The sequence below is a fragment of the Methanosarcina mazei S-6 genome (assembly GCF_000970205.1).
Classification (GTDB): Archaea; Halobacteriota; Methanosarcinia; order Methanosarcinales; family Methanosarcinaceae; genus Methanosarcina; species Methanosarcina mazei.
In genome coordinates this window covers 3,261,610-3,281,892 of record NZ_CP009512.1, presented here as the reverse complement: position 1 = coordinate 3,281,892, position 20,283 = coordinate 3,261,610, and the positions used below count along the sequence as shown (strand labels likewise).

The window sequence follows — 20,283 nt, the reverse complement described above, 5'->3', positions numbered from 1 at the left end:
ATATTTTTCTATATATATTTTCCTGATAATTCTTTTTTCTCCCTACTTTCCCCGCTTTTTGCTACCTTTCTAGCCTTTCCTTTTTCCTGACCCGGGTTACTTCCGGTTTTTTTCCATACTTTCCTTTTTGTTCTTGACCTCTGGGTTATTTTCCGGTCTGTTTTCTAAAGAGTTCACATGAGTTAATCTTAATACCAAGCAGCTTCTCAATATTCATTTTTGCAGCAATTCCCTTTGCAGATCCCGGAACCGAGGTAATAACTCCTATATTTAGTTCTTCACGGAGTTCACGCATAATGTATTCATCCGCAAGGTCCCTGATTTCTACATTAAGCTTCTTTGCCACGTACTCCTTTGCCTCTTTAATCTTCATGTTCTTTGAGAACTGCATCCTTGCAACAAGGTCTCCTGCTGCTCTCATTCCTGTCATACCTGAAGCCATTATGTGGGAGATCGGCATACCCAGAGGGTCGCCGACCCCGATCTATATGCCGTCTACTCCTGCAATCTCAACCATTGCCTTGCTTGCCCTTGTAACTGCATCAATCGGAGGAGTTTCAAGCATTGGTATCCCGCCTACTCCCATACCCATGTCAACATGGCAGGGCAGGGAAGACACTTTTACAGCTTCTTTTATGAAAGTTACTGCGCGTGCAAGGTTCCATGGAGAGGTCTTGCTTGTGTTTGTATTGACAACAGGCCCGAAAACATTTGCACCCGCTTTCGCAACAAGTGGAGCCTGCTGGTGTGGCCAGAGCCCTGCAAGGGTAACTCCATCATACTGAAGGTTTCCATGCATTCCAAGCACCATCTCGCCTGCCATTCCGGCTTCGATGTACATCTCAGGGAACTCTTTTCTCAGAGCCTCAATTGCGTGAAGAGTCCCATAGAAATCTCCATCCCCTGCGGCAGCAGTTGTGTCAAAGTTAACGCCGTCTGCGCCTGAAGCAAAGAGCTTCTGCATTATCCAGATCGTATCCCTTGTAAGGTGCTCGGCTGCGTGCTCCATGGAGTCCCAGGCTTCCTGGATCTTGAAAGCCTTCATGAGGTCGCCGGGGTTTTCGAAAGGTCCGTCAGGAGTGTAGTACAGCCCCATGTTCGGCATTGCACCGTAAAAGAGCGGAATGATCATGTTCTGCTGGCAGACTTCCATTGCCTGGCACTCGTTTGCAACAACTGGTTTTACCGGCTTGAAACTGTAGTCAATGTGGCCGAGTTCCATTGTGTCAGCGCCAAATGCCCTTTCGTGCATCATGCACCCGACAAGACGGCTGGAAGGGATCCCCACACCGCTGTTGCCCTGGTCACCGTCAAGCCGGATTGTACCGATGTCATGAGTCACAGGGATTTCCATACCATGCTCGACACTGACGGCTTTGCCGGGCATCATAAGGATTTCTGCAAGCTTATTCATTTCATCAGCACTGAGGGCAGGGATCTCACCAAGATCTGCAGCATTTGCAGTACCTGCCTCAATCTCCTCCATAATTTTTTCCCTGGCAAGGAAAACCCTCTTTCCGTCTCCCATTCTCAAAGCATATTCAGTTGCCATTTCTTTTCACTTCCCCACAAGCAGTTCTTTTGCCTTTGCTACAGCTTCGCTTGCATTCTCAGCGTAGCAGTCCGCACCTATCTTGTCAGCCCACGCCTGGGTTGCAGGGGCACCGCCAACCATCACTTTCACCTTCTCCCTCATGCCTTCTTCTTTAAGAAGTTCAATAACCTCTCTCTGGCCCTGCAGAGTTGTGGTCATAAGCGCGGAGATCCCTATCATGTTTGCATTAACTTCTTTTGCTTTCTCGACAAAGTTCTTTATGGGAACGTCCCTGCCTATGTCGTGGACTTCAAAGCCTGCAGACTGCAGCATTGTTGAGACGATTGATTTCCCTATATCATGAACGTCTCCTTCAACTGTCCCATTTACAATGACTCCAAGTTTCTTTGTCTCTGTCCCTGCAGGCATATCCGCCTCAAGGACTTTGACCCCGGCAGTCATTGCATCGGCTGCCATCATCACATGCGGCAGGAAGAGTTTTCCTCTCTCAAATAAAACTCCCACCTGGTTCATGCCGGCAGCAAGCCCATTTTCGATTATTTCCGCAGGCTCCATAACCTGCTTTGCTTTTTCAACTGCAGCGAGCACTGCATCCTTTTTGCAGGAGATTATTGCTTCCGAAAGCTCCTGAAGTAACTCCTCTTTGCTTGTCATTCTCAACCCCCATTTCAAGTCATATTTAAAAACAGGATAAATGCTTCACGCCCAGAAAATTCCTTACTCACTGTATAAAAATAAAACACTTTTTCAGAAAAACCGATATCCGGGATATTTTTATAGCACTCCTCTCCGAGGTAATCCTGCGAAAATCTGTCAAGTATCTTTTTTCCATCAAGACATTTTATTTAATGTTTTTTAATTAGATATTACTATCCGATAGAAATTATTAAATCTATCCCATATTTCTCAAACGTCAGGAATTTTCCGGACTGAAATATGAGATTTCTGTGAAGCTCATGATGTATAAAATAGAAAATAAAAGGCGAAAGTATACTGATGCGGATGCAGGTATGCCAGTTCTTGCCACAGTCCCTGATAAGCACTAATATGAAAAAGTGTTTCAAGCATGAAAAAGTGTTTCAGGCTGTTAATTGACCGGCAGCAGGTACAGAAGATGAAAAATTAGTTAAATAAATGATCTTTGACTGAGAACATCTCAGTCATCATCTATCCCTGAGTTTTCTCCTACTGAAAGCATAAGTTCCCCGTAGAGCAGTTTCTCAAGGGTTTCGGCTACATACTTTCTCTGCTGGTATTTCTGAATATCCTCGTGCATCCTTATATCCGAATCTACCTGGACTCTGAGCAGGGCGAAATGAAAAGCTTTTTCATTTTTTATCTGCGCAGTATGAAAGGTTTCCAGCATGTAAGGAAGTTTTCTGGGATCTTCGATTACTTCGCTTAAAAGCAACATTTCTTCAGGGATATCCTCAGTATGCACACATATGTCTTTTTTCCCGGTTATGAGCTGCAGGTTTTTTTCCGAATATTTTTTCTCAAGAATTACTACTTCACCCAAACTTTCAACCTCCATCCCTATAGAAATCTTTGAATTTCCCTGATAATTCGCTGCATATGAATAAAAACATCTGCTTATCAGGGCAGCGGTTGAAATAAAAAAGGAATAAGTGGCAGATTCAGGCCAGCATTCCCTTTACTATAATATCTATTGCATCGTCCTCTTCAAGCCCGCGTGCCATAAGAGTTTCCACTTCTTTTTTGTCCACACAGCCAATAGCTGCTTCATGTGTGACCTTGGCAAGAGGGTTGTCTACACGGACAATTGGCACAGCTTCGGCTTTAGCATTGCCCTGGATAACTTCCATGCAGTCGACATGCCCGCGGGCTCTTGGGGCATGACCTTCGGTGATCCCTCTGAAAACTGATTCTGCATTATCGGTTATGGCAATACGGCTTTTAATAACACTGCGTGCATTTTCCCCGTTAAGGGAGATTCTCTCCAGAACCTTTATTTTATCGTCCGCTTTTCCGTAGACTTTGGTTACCATTTCACATATCGAGTCTTTCTCTGCATCCACGCTGTAATCAAATTCCAGATACCCTACCCTGCCCGAGACCAGGGAAAAATTCGTGTAATAGCTGCCTCCTTCTTCGATTGTTATGTGGGCTTTAGGTAAAACCTGAATCCCGCCGTGAGGGCCGTGGAAATGCGTCTCTGTGTATTTCAGGGCTGCATTCTTTCCTATAATCATCTCGGCATCCATTTTGTGGATAACTTTTTCAGCATTGGGGAAGGTGCAGTGGGCTATAAGCTCGACAGCGGATTCTTCTTCAGCTACGAAGTCCATTTTGATTTCCTGAAGCCCGTCTTTTGGGACCAGCCCGAAGCAGAGGTGGACAGGCAGGGGGATCTTATAACCTTTTTTAATGGTCAGTTTAATGTCCACGCCGTGTTCGGTCTCTTTTTTCTCAAGCACTATGCCTTCAGTCGCATTTGCGCTGAGCACTTTATTTCCGCTTACCACAAGGCTCGAGAGCCCATGGTTATGCAGGACTGCAGCATCTCCTCCCGCTGCTGTGTAAGCTGCTGTTATATCTTCTGCTTCTCTTGAAAGCGTATTCAATGTAATCGGAGTCATTTTTCAGACCACCTTGGTGGGAGATACCCGGCTGTCACAGGGTATACATCTGTTTTTGAAAAATTCGCTAATTTCCAGGGGGTCTCCGCTCCTGAGGATGACCCCTTCGCACATCAGGGACGCTTTATCTGAGGCTGCTGCTATTTCTTCCCTGTGTGTAATAACTAGCACTGATGAGCCGTTTTCTTTAAGAGTCTGGATGAGTGAAACAATTTCTTTTAATGAGACCACGTCAATCCCGGAGTCCGGCTCATCAAGGATTGCAAGTTTCGGCTTCATGGTAATTATGGAGGCAAGTTCTATACGCTTCCTTTCGCCTCCGCTCAGCGCTTCGCCCACTTCCCTGTTAAGGTATTTCTCGGGCTTCAGGTCGACTTTTCTGAGGGCTTCCTTTATCTCTTCTTCCGTGATGCCGCCGTTGCCTTTTGCCCCTATAGCAAGGTAATCCCTGACCTTCAGCCCTTCAAAGCGGGCTGGCTCCTGCCAGGCAAGGGTTATACCTTTTCTTGCACGTTCGGTTATTGAGAGAGCTGCAACATCTTCCCCGTTAAAAATGATGTTGCCCTCCTCGTGTTCATAACCCTGGAGCCCCATCAGGGTATAGGCAAGTGTACTTTTTCCTGCACCATTTGCGCCTATGATGCTGTGGATTTCACAGTCACCTACCTCAAGGTTAATACCACGAAGAATTTTTTTCCCATCGCGGATCAATATCAGGTTTTTTAAGGATAGAATCTATGACACCTCTAGCAAATTTTAGTTGGAGCACTGCAGTAAATCCTTGCAGCGCTGCAGGTCTTTAACGGTATTTACGTTTATTGCTAGTCTGGGATTATCAAGTATGAGATTAAAGTCTTCCTGTTCGTTCCTGATTTGAGAACTGTCAAGGATATTAACTCCAGCAGGCACGATGAGTTTTCCGTCCTTATTAAATACTGTATCAGGCCTGGTCCCGGTTCCTCTGCAGACATTGATAGGGACATAAACGGAAAGTGCAGGTTTTCCTTCTTCCCTGTATTTCTCTATCACCGAATCAATAAGGGCAGGATTCACCAGAGGCAGGTCGGACATAATGATCATTACCGGGCCTGCAGTATTTGAAGTCTCTACTGCGTGAATCATGTCTCCCACATAGTTTCCGCCGAAGGTCCTGATTACCTGTACCTCTCCCTTATAACGTTCCTGAATCATTATTTCGGTTTTCGGGGTAACAGGCGAGACCGCTACGAAAACCCGGTCTATATTTTTTGAAGCTCTAAGGTTATCTATTACATAGGTAATAAGCGGCTTTCCGAGCAATTCTACGCAGGGCTTTTCCCCCATACCAAGCCTCTGCCCGAACCCTCCTGCCATTACAATAGCGTCCATTCTAAACCTCCAAGGTATCCATTTAATGAAAGTTTAAGGGTAACTGCAATTACAATCAGGGCAGTTATCCTCCCAATCTCGTTGGCTGTACCGATTCCGTCACCGTTCAAGCCACCAAAGTGTGCATAACTCCTGTTAAGGAGTACGAGAGCAGAGATGCATGCTGCCAGGTATGGAATAAGCCCTATCAGTCCAAAGGGCAGGCAGCATACAACCGCACCGAAAATAAATCCTATAAGAAAATTTTTCCTGGTTGCTCCGTTTATTGTCATCTCCCCGAGGCCAGGATAAGTTTGTTCCTTCGGCCGTGGAAGTGGTTTTCCAAAAGCTGCAATTGTTAACATGGACTGCTTGGCGCTGACTTCCGCTATAAACATGGATGCGAACATCAGGAACGGAAGATTAGAGCCAAATGCAGCAATTCCTTCTTCCTGGACTGACCTTATAGAGCCGTAAAAGGTAAGCAGTACAAGTATGCCAAAAGCAACCCCTCCTGTCCCGAGGGTTGTGTCTTTAAGGGCTTTGACTTTTTTCTCAAGGGATCCATGGGCCATAAATCCGTCTCCCATGTCCGTGACTCCATCGAGGTGGTTAAAGCCTGTGATGTAATATACGAACCCCATAATAATAGCTGCCAGAACAGGATCCGGAAATACCAGCTGTCCTGCATATGCAACTATCCCTATTAAAAGCCCGAGAACGGCTCCCACTACAGGGTAAAAAAAAATCTTTTTCATGAGTTCATCGATCCCTTCCATAGTAATTCCTACAGGGATCGTGGACAGAAAACCAAAACCTGACTTAAATGCAAGTAAATATGAATTCATTATGTACCGCCTGTTTTTCAGTCTTTTCTTTCAAACTCTGCCATCCCTCTTGAATACATATTGGAGGACACCCCTCCTATGAGGCCTCCTATGACATCGTCCATAAAAGGTCCCAGGTTTGCAAGAATCCCGGGTTTTTGCTTATCGTACCTGACGAACTCGAATGCACCTTTGGAGCCGCTGATGTAGGTTGCTATGCTTGTGCCGAGCACTTCGTCCGCAATTATAAACGTCAGGTCTTTTTCGTAAGACTTTTTGCTGAGGTTAGGAAGGTTTCCGGCTTTTCCCTCTCTCTCAAGCAGGACCCCTGAGTAAATCAAAAGGCAGAGATTGGGGTCAGAAAGAGCGAATTTGAGTTCTCTTTTAAACAGAGCTTCAGCTTTTTCCCTTGTCTCAAGTCCAGGGTGAGGGACATACATTTCGAGAGCTGTATCTGCAAGGTCCTGGACACTTATGCCTTCTTCAGCCAGGACATCAAGGATATCAATGGTAGCTTTTTCCTCTATATTTTCAGGCTGCCCTTTTTTAAGGTCTCTTTCCTCAATATCTGATAACTTCAAACTGATCACTCCGGGGTTGTCAAAACGGTTATTTCAGGGGTTTTTAAATTCTTAAAACGGTTGTTCTTAATACAGTTAAGCTTAAAACAAAAATCCGGGCTTAAACCTGGTTTCAAGCTTCTGTACAGGTAAATATGATAGTACAAATGTCCCGGCACCACCTGCCGGGCACACTCAGCTTTCTCTGCCCCGGGCTGCGAATAAAACTCCGGATTACAAGGTTGACTGAGATTCTAAATTAATATCTTCCAGCATAAAGGGTTGAATTAACGGGTTTTAATAGGGTAATTGAGGATTTACGTTTATTGATCAAAAATAAATGATCTGGAGTAAATCTATTTTTCAGGGGTGAAGATAGATGCCCGCCATCCGGATCACTGCCACAAAAGCGACGAGTGAGAAGCCTGAAGCAATTGCTATTAATTGGGACACCCGTTTTATATCTTTTATCTCGGTGGGTGGGTACGAGGCTCCCAGAACATAAGTGTTGGGTTTTTCAAGTTTGACTCCCAAGGCTCCGGCGGTTGCAGCCATGGGATAACCGGAATTGGGGGAGGGGGTCTTCATTCCGTCTTTGAGTGCCGTCTTTACGCTGTCAAAAGGATTGATTTTTCTTCCTTTTTTAGGGAATAAAGATACTGTAAAGGCTGCTGCAAGGATAAAGATAACTGAGATCCGGGCAGGGATCCAGTTCAGCACGTCATCGGATTTTGCTGAGAAGTATCCCAGTTCCTTATAGGGCTCGGTTTTGTACCCTACCATTGAGTCCAGCGTGCTTATGGCTTTAAATGCATACGCTGCTACAAGCCCGTATTCCCCAAAGACTGCATAATAAAATATCGGGCTCAATATGCCGTCCACATAATTTTCCGATACTGATTCCACAACTGCCGAGGACATCTGGTTTTTTGTCAGTTTGGATGTGTTCCGGCTCACGTAAATGGGAAGCAGTTCCCTTACTTTTTCCAGCCTGTTTTCCTCAAGGTGTTTATAAATCTCTCTCGCGGGGCTCAGAAGGCAGTTGATTGCAAAGGTAGCTTTGAGGAAATAAGCTTCTATAAGAAGGGCTAAAAATCCCGGAATTCCGGGGAGGGCTGCAATGTAAAGGACTGAATACCCGAGCAATGACGCAAATAAAACGCAGAAGAGAGCCATTGCAGTACCGTAAAGTTTTCTGTGGTTTTTTGGGGCTGCATTTTTCAAAAAGCTGATCAGTTTTCCTATCCAGACGACCGGGTGGACAGCAGCAGGAGGTTCCCCGAAAACTATGTCTATGACTGCAGCTAGCAGAAGTACCAGAGCGAGGTGCCCGCTGTCCGGTATGATCATAAGATAGGCTCCATCACTTCTTTCCAGGCTACTTTTACGAGTTCGTCAGTATCCCCTTCGTGCATAAGGCAGTCAAGGATTTTCTGGGCTATCTCCTTTTTATGGACAAGGTGGCAGTCAACGCAACTCCATACCCTGCCTCCTCTTGAACTCTGTATCCATTTCCCTCCGGTTTTTTCGTTTTCACAGGGGTAAAACGGACAGAAGCAGAATGTGCAGTTCTGGCCTTCGAAATGGCACGGATAGTATTCGCAGGTCTTTCTGCCTCCGATGCCTTCTTCACTGGCTTTTTCGATTACGTGCTGCAGTTCGTTCTTTGCCTGTTCTCTGCCCCATTCAGTGATAACGTCCCCGATTGCAGCAATGAGCCTGTCGTTTTCTTTTTCTGTCCTGACTGCAACCCTTATGTAATTCTTTTCAAGGCCGTGGAAAGAAACACAGTCCCGGACAAGGACTCCTCGTGCTGCAAGGCGTGCAGTTAGTTCGCTTGAATTAAGCATGAACTTGCTTACATCAACCAGTATGAAGTTAACATTCACTTCTCCGGCTTTAAAACCCCTTATCCTGTCGATTTTGGCTTTGAGGGTTTCTCCTTCTTTGAGTATCATTTCTCTTGCTTTTTTCAGGTAAGGGCTGTCAATTCCGCCTTCGATATTAAGAAGCGCAATTCCTGTATTGTTTGCAATAGCTCCCAGGTTCCAGGACAGCCTTGCTGTGTTAAGTATATCAGCCATAGCCGGAGGAGCTATTCCGAAGCCCATTCTGATTCCGGGAATTGCAAAGTCTTTTGTAAGGGAACGCATGACAAAAACATAATTATTTTCTGCAGGAAGGTCTGCGACACTCTGTGAAGGGTCTGAAAGCTCTATGAAAGCTTCATCCACATAGAGGAGGGTCTTATGTTCTCTGCAGCGTTCCGCAAGGACTTTAAGTTCTTCCCTGGTGCGGAGTTTTCCTGTGGGGTTGTTAGGATTACAGATAAAAAGGATTTTTGCTTCTTCCAGCACCTCATCAGGGAGTGTATTTACTTCTTCCTGTGAAGGACATACGGGTTCAGCTCCTGTGATCCGGCACTGCATTTCGTATTCTCCGAAAGTAGGCCAGGGTAAAAGGACTTTATCTCCCTTTTCTATCACGGATTCGACTACCAGCCTTACTATTTCCGTTGAACCGTTCCCAGGAACAATGCTCTGCGGTGTTACTCCAAGTCCTACAAACCTTGCAGCAGCTTCCCTGAACTCTACATACCTGTTATCAGGGTATTCCAGGAGTTTTCCACAACTCTTCTTGATAATATCTTCAAAGTTTAGCCCGTTTTCCGGATAGTCAAAGGGACTTCCCAGTGGGTTAAAGTTTGCACTGAAGTCGAGGATTTCGTTTTCGGGGATCCCGTACGTCTCCGAAGTTTCCTGGATTAGCCCTCCATGTCTGCAGGGCTTCAGGGCCAGCAGATGCTCCCTTAAAGGTACACTTCTTTGCTCTGACACGTTGATCGCAAATATTTAGCGTGAAGCCTGTATATTAAGTTGTTTATTATATTAGCTCGTGCAAACATGCCTTTATTTGCTTTATGGTTATTTGATTGCGAAAACTTTCTCTCATGGAATCCATTCTACTTTATTTTACAAAATAATTATATTTAATCTGTTTTTTAAAGTTCTTTTCCAGCCGGTTTCCCAGTCTCAATCATATGCATAGTACGCATATTTTCACTTTGTTAAGCATAAATAACGAAAAAGTAAAATAGCTTGCTTTTTACTACCATCCAGAAAAGCTGTAATGAGCAGAAAAAATCCCTGCACTTACATGTATACAGGCTGTTTACAGGAGTTTATATACTTTTGTGGAATGTATAAAGTTACTGGATGCAAGAGTTATTTGCCCAGACAAACTCCATGTATTCAGCGGAATATTCTTTCAGAATAATTCTATATTTGATACATATTTGATATTTCTCTAAATTCGATTGTACCAGGTGTATTAAAAAATGTCAGTCAACAGGCCAAGAGGGACCCGGGATTTTTTACCCGCAGATACTGCCCGGAGAAGGTACGTGGAAAGCGTTATGCGAAATGTTGTCCTCAATTGGGGCTACAGTGAAATCATTACGCCCACGTTTGAACATCTGGACCTTTTTACCCTTAAGTCCGGGGAAGGAATTATAGGGGAGCTCTATAACTTCACGGATAAAGGGGGAAGGGAAATGACCCTCAGGCCGGAGCTTACGGCTCCTGTGATGAGGTTTTACGTTAATGAACTCCAGCCTTTCCCCAAACCTCTTAAACTGTTCTACTTCGAGAATTGTTTCCGCTACGAACGCCCCCAGAAAGGACGCTTCAGAGAGTTCTGGCAGTTCGGGGTCGAACTCATAGGGAGCGGGAAATCCGACTCCGATGCCGAGGTTATTGCCCTTGCCAGTGCTCTTCTGAAAGCAGTGGGCATAAAGGGGGACATGAAGCTCGGAAACCTTGCAGTGATCCGCACGCTTTTGAAAGGGCTTGAACCCGAGATCGTAAGCAATGTCATGAGGCTTGTGGACAAGAAAGAGTATGCAGGTCTTGAAGCTCTGCTTGATGAGATAGGGGCAGAAGAACAGTTGAAGTCCGACCTCTTCCGCCTTATACACCTCCAAGGCAGGTACATCCTCCCTGAAGTAAAAGGAATAGTCGGAAACATTCCTGAGCTCGTGAGCTTTGAGAAGACCCTCAAGCTTCTTGATGCATACGGAGTCGATTACTCTCTTGACTTTGGAATTGCCCGCGGGCTTGATTATTATACAGGCATGGTTTTTGAAGTCTACGCTGAGGGCCTCGGCGCCCAGAAGCAGGTCTGTGGAGGTGGCTCTTACCAGCTTATCCAGCTTTTTGGGGGCGGAGATGTGCCTTCTACAGGCTTCGGAATCGGCTTTGACAGGATAATGGAGATCTGCCCTCTCGTACCTCCTGCACAGAAAAGTCTTGTGGTGGTCTCAAAACCCGATACTCACCTGGAAGCTGTAAAAGTTGCGACAGAATTGAGGAACTACCTGCCAGTCCAGATAGACCTTATGGAGCGCAACTTTAAGGCACAGCTCTCCTATGCAAACACCATCAATGCTGACTATGTGATAATTGTAGGGGAAAAAGAACTTGAAGCTGGAAAACTGACCCTCAGGGATATGGTTTCCGGAGAACAGGAGCTTTTGACGCTGGAAGAGATTATTGAGAAAATTTCAGGGCAATAAAACCGATAATTCTAAAACCGATAATTTTCTTTTCTCTTTTTCCCTTTTTTCATTCCACTCTCCTTTCTCTTTTCTCTTCCTACTCTCTTATTTTTTCTCTTCTCTCTTTCCTCGTAGATTTTTTTATTCTCACATACTATCAGTTTGTAAACTATATCTTATTCCTCTAAATTTTATTTATCAAATCGCATTGTTTCTAGTAAAAGTAATCTTTTTATATACAAACTGTGTAATTTTTGTTATAATTAATTACTTAGTTTTTTTACAATCCGGATTTCTGGGGGGGAATTACAGCGGGAAAAGCGAGAGTATTAGCATGTCAGATAGCATGTCAGATCGGAGCTGAGGAGTCCGCAGTTTGTGGGCTTCCCTTCAGGCTCACGGTTACAGGAATTCTTTTTGCTGTACTCCTGCTGATCTCTTCTGTCTCTGTCTCCGGCTTTCTGGAAGGAGTAGAGGAGCGGGAAACCATGGGTGAGGTTTCAAAAGTAATAGCTGCTGCCGAACAGCTCTCCATACGCGGAGAAGGCAGTGAGCTTGCCCTTGAAATAAACGTACCTCAGAGGGCATCGGTCATCTTTGGGGCTTTGCCGGGACAGGAAGGCAACTGGCCTGAGGATGCGGATAACTATGGCATCACTATTGAAGGAAAATCAAAAATTTATCCCGAAGCTGCTTCTTTTTCGAACTCTGAGCTAAACGGGCCCGTATCTTTTGGTCCGGGCAGACACAGGTTGCTTCTTATTACAAAAATTGATTCGGAATCAGGCAGGCTTTTTGTCCTGATATCCGAAACAGGGGCTGATTGAGAAGATGAAATCGGGAAAGACCTGCACAATAAAAGAGTTTCCAGCAGATGAGTCTGCATGGGCTGACTTTTTAATCTCAAAAGCTGCACTGGTTCTATCCAGTATAGTCTTTTTTGCAGCCCTTTTTCAGCTGGCTGCGGGTTTTAAAGATCTTGAAGCGCAGGAAGAGCTGGATTTTCTTGCAAGGGATTTTAAAGCCGCAGTAGACAGGGCCGGAGCAGAGAGTTTTCCGGAGGGCAACCAGGAGATGTCTTATCGTTTTGATGAAAACGAAGTCTTTTTTTCCTCTCCTTTCAGAGAAAATATAGAGGTCTATGTATCAGGGGAATATGTCTGTTTGAAGGGAGAATCGGGTGGAGAAAATTTCACTGCTGTGAGGCCCTTTACATTCAGGGTGCTGCCTTTCAATGAGTCCGAACTCAGGGGGAAACTGTACACAAGGTTTGGAAGCGACGGCAGTGAAGGGTATCCGCTTTCGGCTGATTTTCAGGAAATTTCTGAATTTCTCAGGGTTTCCGGAACCGGAGAGGCTGTGCTGAAAGCGGATGATAATATCTCAATAAGAAAAGAACATGTTTATATTAAGGGTAGTGGGGGGGTTTCTGCTTTTGAATATATTCTCGTTTATCAATAAGTGGATAGAGCCTGTAAAACATTTTGTAAAGCGTGAAGATTCAATTCTGCGGGATGAAAAGGGAGTCCTTGAACCTCATTCTGATCTCATTGCCACAGCTCTCGCTGTTATAGGTTTCGTTGTCCTTGCAGCTCTTCTTTCAAAAGCATATCTGGGATACGAAGACCGCTCATTTGCGCTTGAAAATTATGAAAGCGCTTCCCTTCTTGCAGGTACCGTAGCAGAAGCATCTGCCCTGAAAGCCGAAAATCCGGGTGTACTTTCTGCATCAGCTCTTGACAGGCTTTCATGCCCCGAAGGGTCTGATGAAAGAGAGAAATTTTTTGCAGCATTTTCAGAAAATTACCCATTTCTGGTCGAGATCCGGACAGAAAATGGGCAGTGGGACTGGATTATAAATTCTGAAATTGTCGAAACAGGCTATCTCATGGGAAAACAGGAAAAAGTTGCGGCTTCAGTGCCGGTTGTAATCGAGTTGAATTCAGCAGAATCGGTCCCGGGAACCCTTACTGTCGTTCTTTATAATACTCCCTGGATGTAATGCAATGAGTCCGGAGCTTATCAAATGCAGGAATTGAAGTTCCCTGAAAAACATCCGATTCAGGAAAGAAATAGTCAAATAATTGAAAGAGGCGAACTCTTTGAAAAATACTGATAACTCTGGAAAGATACAAACATTCAATGGTACAAAAGTAAATGCAGAAGATATCAGGGAGTCTTCCGCTTATTCTACAGTCTTCGACGCCCTCTTTTTGCTTGTTTTAATCTCACTTTCCGGTATTATCCTTATGCCCTCTTTGCAGGCTGATGAACAGTATGCTGCAGCTTTGTACGTAACTTCTTCAGAACTGGATACCTATCTGCTTGAGTCTCTCCTTTCCTGCAAGCTTGAAGATTTTGAATACGAGATCTCACCTCTTTCGGTAGTTAACGTTTCAGTCCCGAAAAACTCAATTGTAGCGGACCCTGCTCACACCCTTTTCGGAAAGGAACTGAAGCACAGGACTTTTGCCGACCTTACAGCCGAATATCTGGCTATTTCCCTCAGGCTGCAGGGAAAAGGCTCTTCTGTCCCCCTCAATCCTCTTTCTGAAGGTTATTCCGACCAGGCTTCCGAAACCATAACTGCCTATCTGGACAGAAAGGCAGCAGGGAGATTTTCATATCGGTTTGAAGCTTACTGGTATCCTCTGGAAGCTTTCCCTATGGGAAGTGAACTTATAATCGGAGAAGAACCTCCTGTTGATGCCATACGGCAGAGTGCAAAAATTTCCATGCCTCTTTATGCGGCAGCACCCTCCAGAGATTCCCTTCTTGCCTGCGTGAATGATTCCGTCCTTGAAGCTTCTCTTAACGCTTCTGACGGAGAGGCTTCAGTAGCACTTTTCCAGGCTTTTAATGCTTCTCTTGATGCTGCAGCCCTTGAAGGAGCTGAAACAGCAGCTGAGCTTCTTTTCCCCTCGGATTATTCAGGATCGGTTTTTGGAGAGGAAGCAGATGAGTCTTTTGAGACGCTGCTTTACGGGGTTTCTGAATATTCGGATGGAGAAAACTCTTCCTCAACAGAAGAAGAATTTAACGCTTATCTTTATGATCTGTTTAATACAGGATTTGCACCCAATTTCGAAAATTTTTCTGAAAATATATCTACTGCAGAACTTTCTCAACTTGAGGTCCTGCTTGTAGATCATATAAGAGCAGATATTCGAACAGAACTGGAGGCTGAGTTTTCAGGTGAGATTAATGAAACTGTTTATGCTGTAGCTGAGGTCAAAGATCTCTCCGAGGCTCGGGTTCTGAGGGATTATCAGATAGATGCAATTTACAGGCAGATCAATCCCGGAGGGGCGAGGATAGTCCTCTATCTCTGGAAACCATATTAACCATTTAAAATGCCATGTGTGGCCTAACTTAAACCATTTAAATGCCTTATGTGGTCTTATCCTGAAATTCCGACACAAAGTATATATCATATGGTGCGCTCTCTAGTGATGTTTTTACCGAAAAACTCAAGCTTTTACAGGAATTCCTGAAAAGCCACGCAGCAATTTGCTGTGGCGGATTAAAATCTCCCGATCGATGTGTTGGTCCGTTATAATCGGTAAAGATATAACTTCAGCCCGAGGAATTTTTTTCCGGGCATCGATCAATTGATATCAGGAGAAATATTATGGCAAAAATGCATACCAAAAGAAAAGGCAAATCCTCTTCCACCAGGCCTAACAGGACTGAACCGCCTGAGTGGTGCAAGATTGGAGCAGACGAAGTAACCACAATCACTCTTGACCTCTGGAAACAGGGAGTCTCCACATCCGAAATTGGAATGATTCTGAGGGACCGCTACGGTGTCCCGGATGCCAAGCTCGTCACAGGCAAGAAGATCACAACAATTCTCAAGGAAAACAATGTTGCTCCTAACCTTCCAGAAGACCTTACCAACCTTATTGTAAAGGCTCTGGGACTGAGAAAACACCTTTCTACTAACAAGAAAGATGTCCACAACAAGCGCGCCCTCAACCTGACCGAATCCAAAATCAGAAGGCTTGTTAAATACTACAAGCAGGAAAAGGTACTTCCGAGGGACTGGTTCTACAAGCCTGAAACCGCAGAAATGATGATTACCAGATAAGCCTGGAATTTCCCTTCAGGGGACTTTTCAGTTTAAGGATTGAGTTTGCCGGAAAGGCAAACATCCTTTTAACTCTTTTTTAAAAAAAATTAATACTTCTATGCTTCTTTATAGAGGTATCATAAAGTCCGTACTTTTATAATGCCCGTACTTTTGATCAAATTTATTTGTCTCACGATCGTTTCGTTTTCTTCATTATGCTTTTTATAACTACGTTATAATTTACCTGCAACGCAGTCCGTGCTGCAGTCTGTGCTGCAGTCCCACGCCGGACTTCCCGGAACCACGCATCTCATGCCTGAGATTTCCCCTATGATAACGGGCAGGCCGTATACTTCTTCGATTACCTGGGGAGTGATCACTTCCACCCCTCCCAGTGCGTGGACCTTCCCTCCTTTAAGGAGGATAAAACGGTCTGCATACCTTAGAGCCTGGTTGAGGTCGTGCATGGTCATTACAGCTGCAATCTTATGGTCAAGAACTATCTGCCTGATAGTAGCAAGGATTTCTACCTGGTTCTTCAAATCGAGACTGCTTGTCGGCTCGTCAAGGAGAAGGACTTTCGGCTCCTGAACAAGGGAACGCGCTATTGCCACCTTCTGGAGTTCTCCTCCGCTCATCTCATCGATATATGAAAGGCGCAGGTTTTCCATTGAGAGAAGCTTGAAGACCGAGTCAACAATCTTCAGGTCTTTTTCTGTCACGTCCCATCTGATGTGGGGTCGGCGTCCCAGAAGGACCGCATCAAAAGCTGTCAGTCTTCCCGTTTCCACACGCTGGGGGACATAACCTATCAGGCGTGCGATCTCCATAGTCCCGAGGTTGAACAGGTTTTCTCCATCTATATGGACTGCTCCTCCTTTCGGGTGCAGAATCCTGTTAAGGCATTTCAACAGGGTAGTCTTGCCAACCCCGTTGGGGCCCAGAATTGCTACAACTTCTCCTTCATCGATTGTAAAGGCAATCTCATGCAGGATCTTACGGTTACGATACAAAAACTGAAGTTCTTCTACAGATAGAATCATCGTCTATACCCCCTGAGAAGCAGGTAAATGAAAGTCGGTGCTCCCATGAAAGCAGTAAGTATGGAGACAGGAAGCACATATGGTGATATTATGATCCTGGCTGCCGTGTCAGATGCCAGGAGAAGAATTCCACCAAGCAGAGTTGAACCCGGGATGAGGTATCTCTGGTCATCCCCTATGAGTCTCCTTACCATATGAGGGCAGATCAGTCCTACAAATCCGATTACTCCAAGGAAAGAAACAATAACGGCAGATACTAGAGCTGCAACAATCATGCCTACCATCCTGACTCTTTCCACGTTGACTCCAAGACCTTTCGCGGTCTCGTCTCCTGCGTCTATGGCATTGTAGTCCCAGCGGTTGATCATAAAGAACAGAGTTGAAAGCAGGACAACAACTGCCATAATCTTAAATTCCAGCCAGTTTGCTCTTCCAACATCGCCAAAGGTCCAGAACACAACTGCTGCGAGCTGGGTATCGTCAGCAAAGTACTGAAGGAACATCGTTCCTGCGGTAAAGAGGGAAGAAAGAGCCACTCCTGCAAGCACCATCACTTCGGGTGAAGCTGCCCGTATCCTGGAGATAAGCAGGATTATCCCGGTAGCGAGGAGACAGAAAATAAAAGCCACAATCGTGGTCATGTAAGGGTTGTTAATTATGACAGCGTCTGCAGCGGTTGATTGCATTTTTCCTGTGCCAAGGATAATTACCGAAACTGCAGCTCCGAATGCTCCTGCATTGGAGATTCCAAGGGTGAAAGGAGACCCGAGTGGATTGCGCAGGATAGATTGCATTACGACTCCCGCAACTGAGAGACCGGCTCCGGCCACTATTGCAGCAAGGGCTTGAGGGAGGCGTATATTCCAGATTATTGAGTCCCATTTTGTAGAGACACTCTGCCCCATCAGGGTTTGCAGGACCTCATAAGGAGGTATTGTTACTGCTCCTACAGAGATTGAGTATATGAGCATAATAAATAGGAGCAGGAGCCCCCCCATAATCCAGAAGAATTTTCTTCGCACATATACGAGGTAATCTTCTGGAACTGCTCCGTCGGCAAAATGCACTTATTTGTACCCTCCGTGTTATAGCGGAATCTGCTTGAAGCCGGTGTCGTTGTACTGTCCGTTAAGGTCAGAGAACACAGGTTTTCCAACGAAGAATGTGTATATTTCGTCGGCTTTGGCTTCAGGGTCGATATCCTCGAAACGGTCCGGATAGAGCACCTTCCCTACAAAGTAAGCGTTTGCAAGCACTGATTCATAGTTAGTGCTGTAGAAATTGTAAGGAATTACTCCGTAAACATTGCCGTTTTTAACGGCTGAAAGTCCGGTAAGAGACGAGTCAGTCTTGAGTTCTCCGATGGCTCCTTCGTTCCCGAGCTGGAGAGTGCCTGTGTCGATAAAGATGTATTCCGGATCCCAGTCGACAAGAGCCTCTTTGGCAATGTCAGCGTGGTCTGCACCCATTCCGGCTGCAACGTTATTTGCATTCACCCAGAGGAATGGAGCATAAGCCGGCTCTGTGGAGATTATCCCGTGGGCGCCTGCACTGCTGACCCCTCCTACATAAACATTCTTTCTTTCAGACTCCGGAATGTCTGCAGTCCTCTTTTCCAGATCCTCCATGGTAGCATCGATATAAGCAATTACCTCTTCTGCTCTTTCCTCTTTGCCCACTGCCTCACCCATTATCCGGAGTGAGCTGTACATTTCGGCTTTACGTTCATCATTATTCAATGAGCCGTAAGGGAAAGAGATCACAGGGACACCGGTTTTTTCCTGGAGGCTGTCTGCTTCAGCTGCGTTTGCTGCCGGTGCCTGACCGGTTGTGCCGGCTTTCAGGACCAGCTGGGGGCCGATATCAATGACTTTCTCCGGATCATCTTTGCCCCTGAACTCGCCAATAAGCGGGTAGTCTTTAAGCTGGGGGTTTGCAAGGGCATAGGGACGACCTTCGATCTCAGCTTCCTGCTTTTCCAGGCTGTCTACTCCGACCACCAGGTCCTGAGATTGGAGATATACAAGATAACGCAGGGAGCCTGCCCCTGAGCAGACCACGCTTTCTACGTTTCCGGGTATGGTGACGGTCCTGCCGAACCCATCAGTTACTGTTTTTTCGGCAGACTCCGTTAATTCATCGGTACCTGTTGCGGTTCCAGCATCTTCAGCCGGGTTTTCGTGTTCCGCGTTTTCAGCAGGGCTGGACTCACCCGTACACCCTGAGCTTGCGATAAGGGTGAGGATGAGCATTCCTATAAAAATAATTTTTTTAAATTTAACACTGGAAATAGTTTTCATGTTACTTTCCTCTAGTTTACTAAAGGAAGAGTATTACATAAATTTAACTAAATTTTTCTGCTAATTATTATAGATCATTAATTTCATAAAAAATGGTATGACTTATTAGCATTCTTATTTTAACTGGTAGTAATCAAAAGAATAAGCATCAATACTTTGTGAATAACTTAATGCTCCTTCTGGAAAATATATGTGTATGCAGTAAGAAATATTCATGCTCACGTATGTTAAAAACGAGGTCATGGGGAGAAGTGTAATAGACCTGAGCAAAAGACCTTTAAATACTATTAAAGAGAAAGGTCTCTTCAATAAAAAGAGAAGTAGTGATTCTTCAAATTATACTCATATATCATTTTTTAACACTTATACCTCGTTTTTTTAACACTTATTTTTTCACATTTATATATTATTTTTTAACATTTATTCTTTAGTATTTATAACTAACTATTAATACTTATTTTTTAATATTTATATCTCATATCTTTAATACCTATATGCTGTTTTTTTAATTTTCTTGCCCTGTGCAGCTTTTTCGGTTCTGATTTCTATTTGGAGCTAACTTATGTCTCCAATTTCCAGAATATATTTTAGCTCTCAGGGCGGACTATTTCCAGGCTGACATCTATCCATCTTGATCTGTGGATCAGTAAGCCCATGGATATTACATCCACTCCTGTTTTTGCATAAGCTTCCAGGTTTTCCAGAGAAATCCCTCCTGAAGCTTCTATAAGAACTGATTCTCTGAGCCCTTTTCCGTTAAGTATGGAAATAGTTTCTTTAACCCCATCAGGCTGCATATTGTCAAGCATTATTATGTCAGCTCCCAGCTCTGCGGCAAAGACCGCATCTTCTGCAGATTCAACTTCAACCTCAATTTTCCGTGTAAAGCTGGTTTTCCGGGCTTCTTTGATTGCGGCTTCTATCCCCATAAGTTTCACATGGTTATCTTTTATCATGACCGCATCCGAGAGGTTAAACCTGTGTGTATCTCCCCCACCTGCGGCAACAGCCAGCTTTTCGAATTTCCTGATTCCGGGAGTTGTCTTTCTTGTGCAGGCGACCCTCACAGTCTCAGAGTGCTTTCTAGCAATGTCCATGCATTTTCTTGTCAGGGTTGCAATTCCGCTGAGGTGTCCCAGGAAGTTGAGGCTGATGCGCTCTGCCCTTAGAATGGAAACGGCTCCTCCCTTAAGCCTGAAAATTATGTCTCCCTTCTTTAGCTGGTCCCCATCTTTAAAATCAGTTTCAGCCTGAATCCCAAAATAATAAAATATTGATACTGCCTCATCTATCCCTGCAACCGTGCAGTCTTCTTTCGTAAAAATAATGGCTTCAGCAGGCCTGTCCGGGACAATAGTGCATGAAACGTCATCGTACCCAAGGTCTTCTTCTATGAAGCTTTCAATTTCTCTGATAAACATAAT

At 44.8% G+C, this 20,283-nt stretch carries 19 protein-coding genes and 1 pseudogene; 6 read left to right on the top strand and 14 right to left on the bottom strand.

Translation table 11 applies throughout. The annotated features are described in order from the left end of the window. Positions 1-145: 145 nt before the first annotated feature. The 10 genes and pseudogenes from mtbB to cobD all read right to left on the bottom strand — a co-directional run bounded on the left by mtbB (position 146) and on the right by cobD (position 9,726). Positions 146-1,552 (bottom strand): annotated as a pseudogene (mtbB, locus tag MSMAS_RS14015) ([dimethylamine--corrinoid protein] Co-methyltransferase). Positions 1,553-1,558: 6 nt separating this feature from the next. Beyond that, the gene (gene mtbC / locus MSMAS_RS14010; RefSeq protein ID WP_048039218.1) at positions 1,559-2,209 is read right to left on the bottom strand and encodes a dimethylamine corrinoid protein MtbC; all 651 of its coding nucleotides are present in this window, start codon (positions 2,207-2,209) and stop codon (positions 1,559-1,561) included. A gap of 502 nt (positions 2,210-2,711) precedes the next feature. Beyond that, positions 2,712-3,074, bottom strand: a complete 363-nt coding sequence (locus tag MSMAS_RS14005; RefSeq protein ID WP_011033985.1) for a hypothetical protein — start codon at positions 3,072-3,074, stop codon at positions 2,712-2,714. A 118-nt stretch (positions 3,075-3,192) separates the two neighbouring features. After that, positions 3,193-4,155, bottom strand: coding sequence for a SufB/SufD family protein (locus MSMAS_RS14000; RefSeq protein ID WP_011033986.1), 963 nt, complete (start codon positions 4,153-4,155; stop codon positions 3,193-3,195). A gap of 3 nt (positions 4,156-4,158) precedes the next feature. After that, entirely contained in the window at positions 4,159-4,866 is a 708-nt protein-coding gene (locus tag MSMAS_RS13995; RefSeq protein WP_048046692.1) for an ABC transporter ATP-binding protein, read from the bottom strand. Between the two features lie 45 nt (positions 4,867-4,911). Then, positions 4,912-5,523 (bottom strand): NTP transferase domain-containing protein, encoded by a 612-nt coding sequence (locus MSMAS_RS13990; protein WP_048040905.1) that lies wholly within the window; start codon positions 5,521-5,523, stop codon positions 4,912-4,914. Beyond that, positions 5,508-6,350: an adenosylcobinamide-GDP ribazoletransferase gene (gene cobS / locus MSMAS_RS13985; protein ID WP_048043950.1), complete on the bottom strand. Its 843-nt coding sequence runs from the start codon at positions 6,348-6,350 to the stop codon at positions 5,508-5,510. Before cobS ends, MSMAS_RS13990 begins: the two co-directional genes overlap by 16 nt. A 17-nt stretch (positions 6,351-6,367) precedes the next feature. Next, a complete protein-coding gene (cobZ, locus tag MSMAS_RS13980) occupies positions 6,368-6,910 on the bottom strand; it encodes an alpha-ribazole phosphatase CobZ (protein WP_048040909.1) in 543 nt (180 codons plus the stop codon). 342 nt (positions 6,911-7,252) lie between these two features. Continuing rightward, entirely contained in the window at positions 7,253-8,239 is a 987-nt protein-coding gene (locus MSMAS_RS13975) for a cobalamin biosynthesis protein (RefSeq protein WP_011033991.1), read from the bottom strand. Beyond that, complete coding sequence (gene cobD / locus MSMAS_RS13970) at positions 8,236-9,726, bottom strand: threonine-phosphate decarboxylase CobD (RefSeq protein ID WP_048040911.1); 1,491 nt, start codon at positions 9,724-9,726, stop codon at positions 8,236-8,238. The genes MSMAS_RS13975 and cobD overlap by 4 nt, the downstream gene beginning before the upstream one ends. Positions 9,727-10,226: 500 nt before the next feature. On the opposite strand from cobD, the gene hisS reads away from it, so the two are divergent. From hisS to MSMAS_RS13940, 6 genes are all read left to right on the top strand, one after another. Further along, positions 10,227-11,462, top strand: coding sequence for a histidine--tRNA ligase (gene hisS, locus MSMAS_RS13965; protein ID WP_011033993.1), 1,236 nt, complete (start codon positions 10,227-10,229; stop codon positions 11,460-11,462). Positions 11,463-11,932: 470 nt separating this feature from the next. Then, positions 11,933-12,271 (top strand): hypothetical protein, encoded by a 339-nt coding sequence (locus MSMAS_RS19585; RefSeq protein WP_230633275.1) that lies wholly within the window; start codon positions 11,933-11,935, stop codon positions 12,269-12,271. A 4-nt stretch (positions 12,272-12,275) separates the two neighbouring features. After that, a complete protein-coding gene (locus MSMAS_RS13955; RefSeq protein ID WP_048046688.1) occupies positions 12,276-12,905 on the top strand; it encodes a hypothetical protein in 630 nt (209 codons plus the stop codon). Then, the gene (locus MSMAS_RS13950) at positions 12,880-13,446 is read left to right on the top strand and encodes a hypothetical protein (RefSeq protein ID WP_048036691.1); all 567 of its coding nucleotides are present in this window, start codon (positions 12,880-12,882) and stop codon (positions 13,444-13,446) included. Before MSMAS_RS13955 ends, MSMAS_RS13950 begins: the two co-directional genes overlap by 26 nt. Before the next feature lie 100 nt (positions 13,447-13,546). After that, positions 13,547-14,788 (top strand): hypothetical protein, encoded by a 1,242-nt coding sequence (locus MSMAS_RS13945; RefSeq protein ID WP_048046684.1) that lies wholly within the window; start codon positions 13,547-13,549, stop codon positions 14,786-14,788. Positions 14,789-15,075: 287 nt separating this feature from the next. Next, positions 15,076-15,534, top strand: a complete 459-nt coding sequence (locus MSMAS_RS13940) for a 30S ribosomal protein S15 (protein ID WP_011033998.1) — start codon at positions 15,076-15,078, stop codon at positions 15,532-15,534. A 215-nt stretch (positions 15,535-15,749) separates the two neighbouring features. Here the strand turns inward: MSMAS_RS13940 and MSMAS_RS13935 are convergent, their stop codons facing one another. From MSMAS_RS13935 to nadC, 4 genes are all read right to left on the bottom strand, one after another. Continuing rightward, a complete protein-coding gene (locus tag MSMAS_RS13935; protein ID WP_011033999.1) occupies positions 15,750-16,559 on the bottom strand; it encodes an ABC transporter ATP-binding protein in 810 nt (269 codons plus the stop codon). Further along, entirely contained in the window at positions 16,556-17,626 is a 1,071-nt protein-coding gene (locus MSMAS_RS13930; RefSeq protein ID WP_011034000.1) for a FecCD family ABC transporter permease, read from the bottom strand. Before MSMAS_RS13930 ends, MSMAS_RS13935 begins: the two co-directional genes overlap by 4 nt. Positions 17,627-17,644: 18 nt before the next feature. Beyond that, positions 17,645-18,859, bottom strand: coding sequence for an iron ABC transporter substrate-binding protein (locus MSMAS_RS13925; RefSeq protein WP_048046682.1), 1,215 nt, complete (start codon positions 18,857-18,859; stop codon positions 17,645-17,647). Between the two features lie 587 nt (positions 18,860-19,446). Continuing rightward, positions 19,447-20,280: a carboxylating nicotinate-nucleotide diphosphorylase gene (nadC, locus tag MSMAS_RS13920; RefSeq protein WP_011034002.1), complete on the bottom strand. Its 834-nt coding sequence runs from the start codon at positions 20,278-20,280 to the stop codon at positions 19,447-19,449. Between the last annotated feature and the right edge of the window lie 3 nt (positions 20,281-20,283).

Bases quoted from the DNA above. Each gene is read 5' to 3' on its own strand.
- mtbC (WP_048039218.1), bottom strand. From the start codon at position 2,209: ATGACAAGCAAAGAGGAGTTACTTCAGGAGCTTTCGGAAGCAATAATC.
- MSMAS_RS14000 (WP_011033986.1), bottom strand. From the start codon at position 4,155: ATGACTCCGATTACATTGAATACGCTTTCAAGAGAAGCAGAAGATATA.
- MSMAS_RS13990 (WP_048040905.1), bottom strand. From the start codon at position 5,523: ATGGACGCTATTGTAATGGCAGGAGGGTTCGGGCAGAGGCTTGGTATG.
- cobS (WP_048043950.1), bottom strand. From the start codon at position 6,350: ATGAATTCATATTTACTTGCATTTAAGTCAGGTTTTGGTTTTCTGTCC.
- MSMAS_RS13975 (WP_011033991.1), bottom strand. From the start codon at position 8,239: ATGATCATACCGGACAGCGGGCACCTCGCTCTGGTACTTCTGCTAGCT.
- hisS (WP_011033993.1), top strand. From the start codon at position 10,227: ATGTCAGTCAACAGGCCAAGAGGGACCCGGGATTTTTTACCCGCAGAT.
- MSMAS_RS19585 (WP_230633275.1), top strand. From the start codon at position 11,933: ATGGGTGAGGTTTCAAAAGTAATAGCTGCTGCCGAACAGCTCTCCATA.
- MSMAS_RS13955 (WP_048046688.1), top strand. From the start codon at position 12,276: ATGAAATCGGGAAAGACCTGCACAATAAAAGAGTTTCCAGCAGATGAG.
- MSMAS_RS13940 (WP_011033998.1), top strand. From the start codon at position 15,076: ATGGCAAAAATGCATACCAAAAGAAAAGGCAAATCCTCTTCCACCAGG.
- MSMAS_RS13935 (WP_011033999.1), bottom strand. From the start codon at position 16,559: ATGATTCTATCTGTAGAAGAACTTCAGTTTTTGTATCGTAACCGTAAG.
- MSMAS_RS13925 (WP_048046682.1), bottom strand. From the start codon at position 18,859: ATGAAAACTATTTCCAGTGTTAAATTTAAAAAAATTATTTTTATAGGA.
- nadC (WP_011034002.1), bottom strand. From the start codon at position 20,280: ATGTTTATCAGAGAAATTGAAAGCTTCATAGAAGAAGACCTTGGGTAC.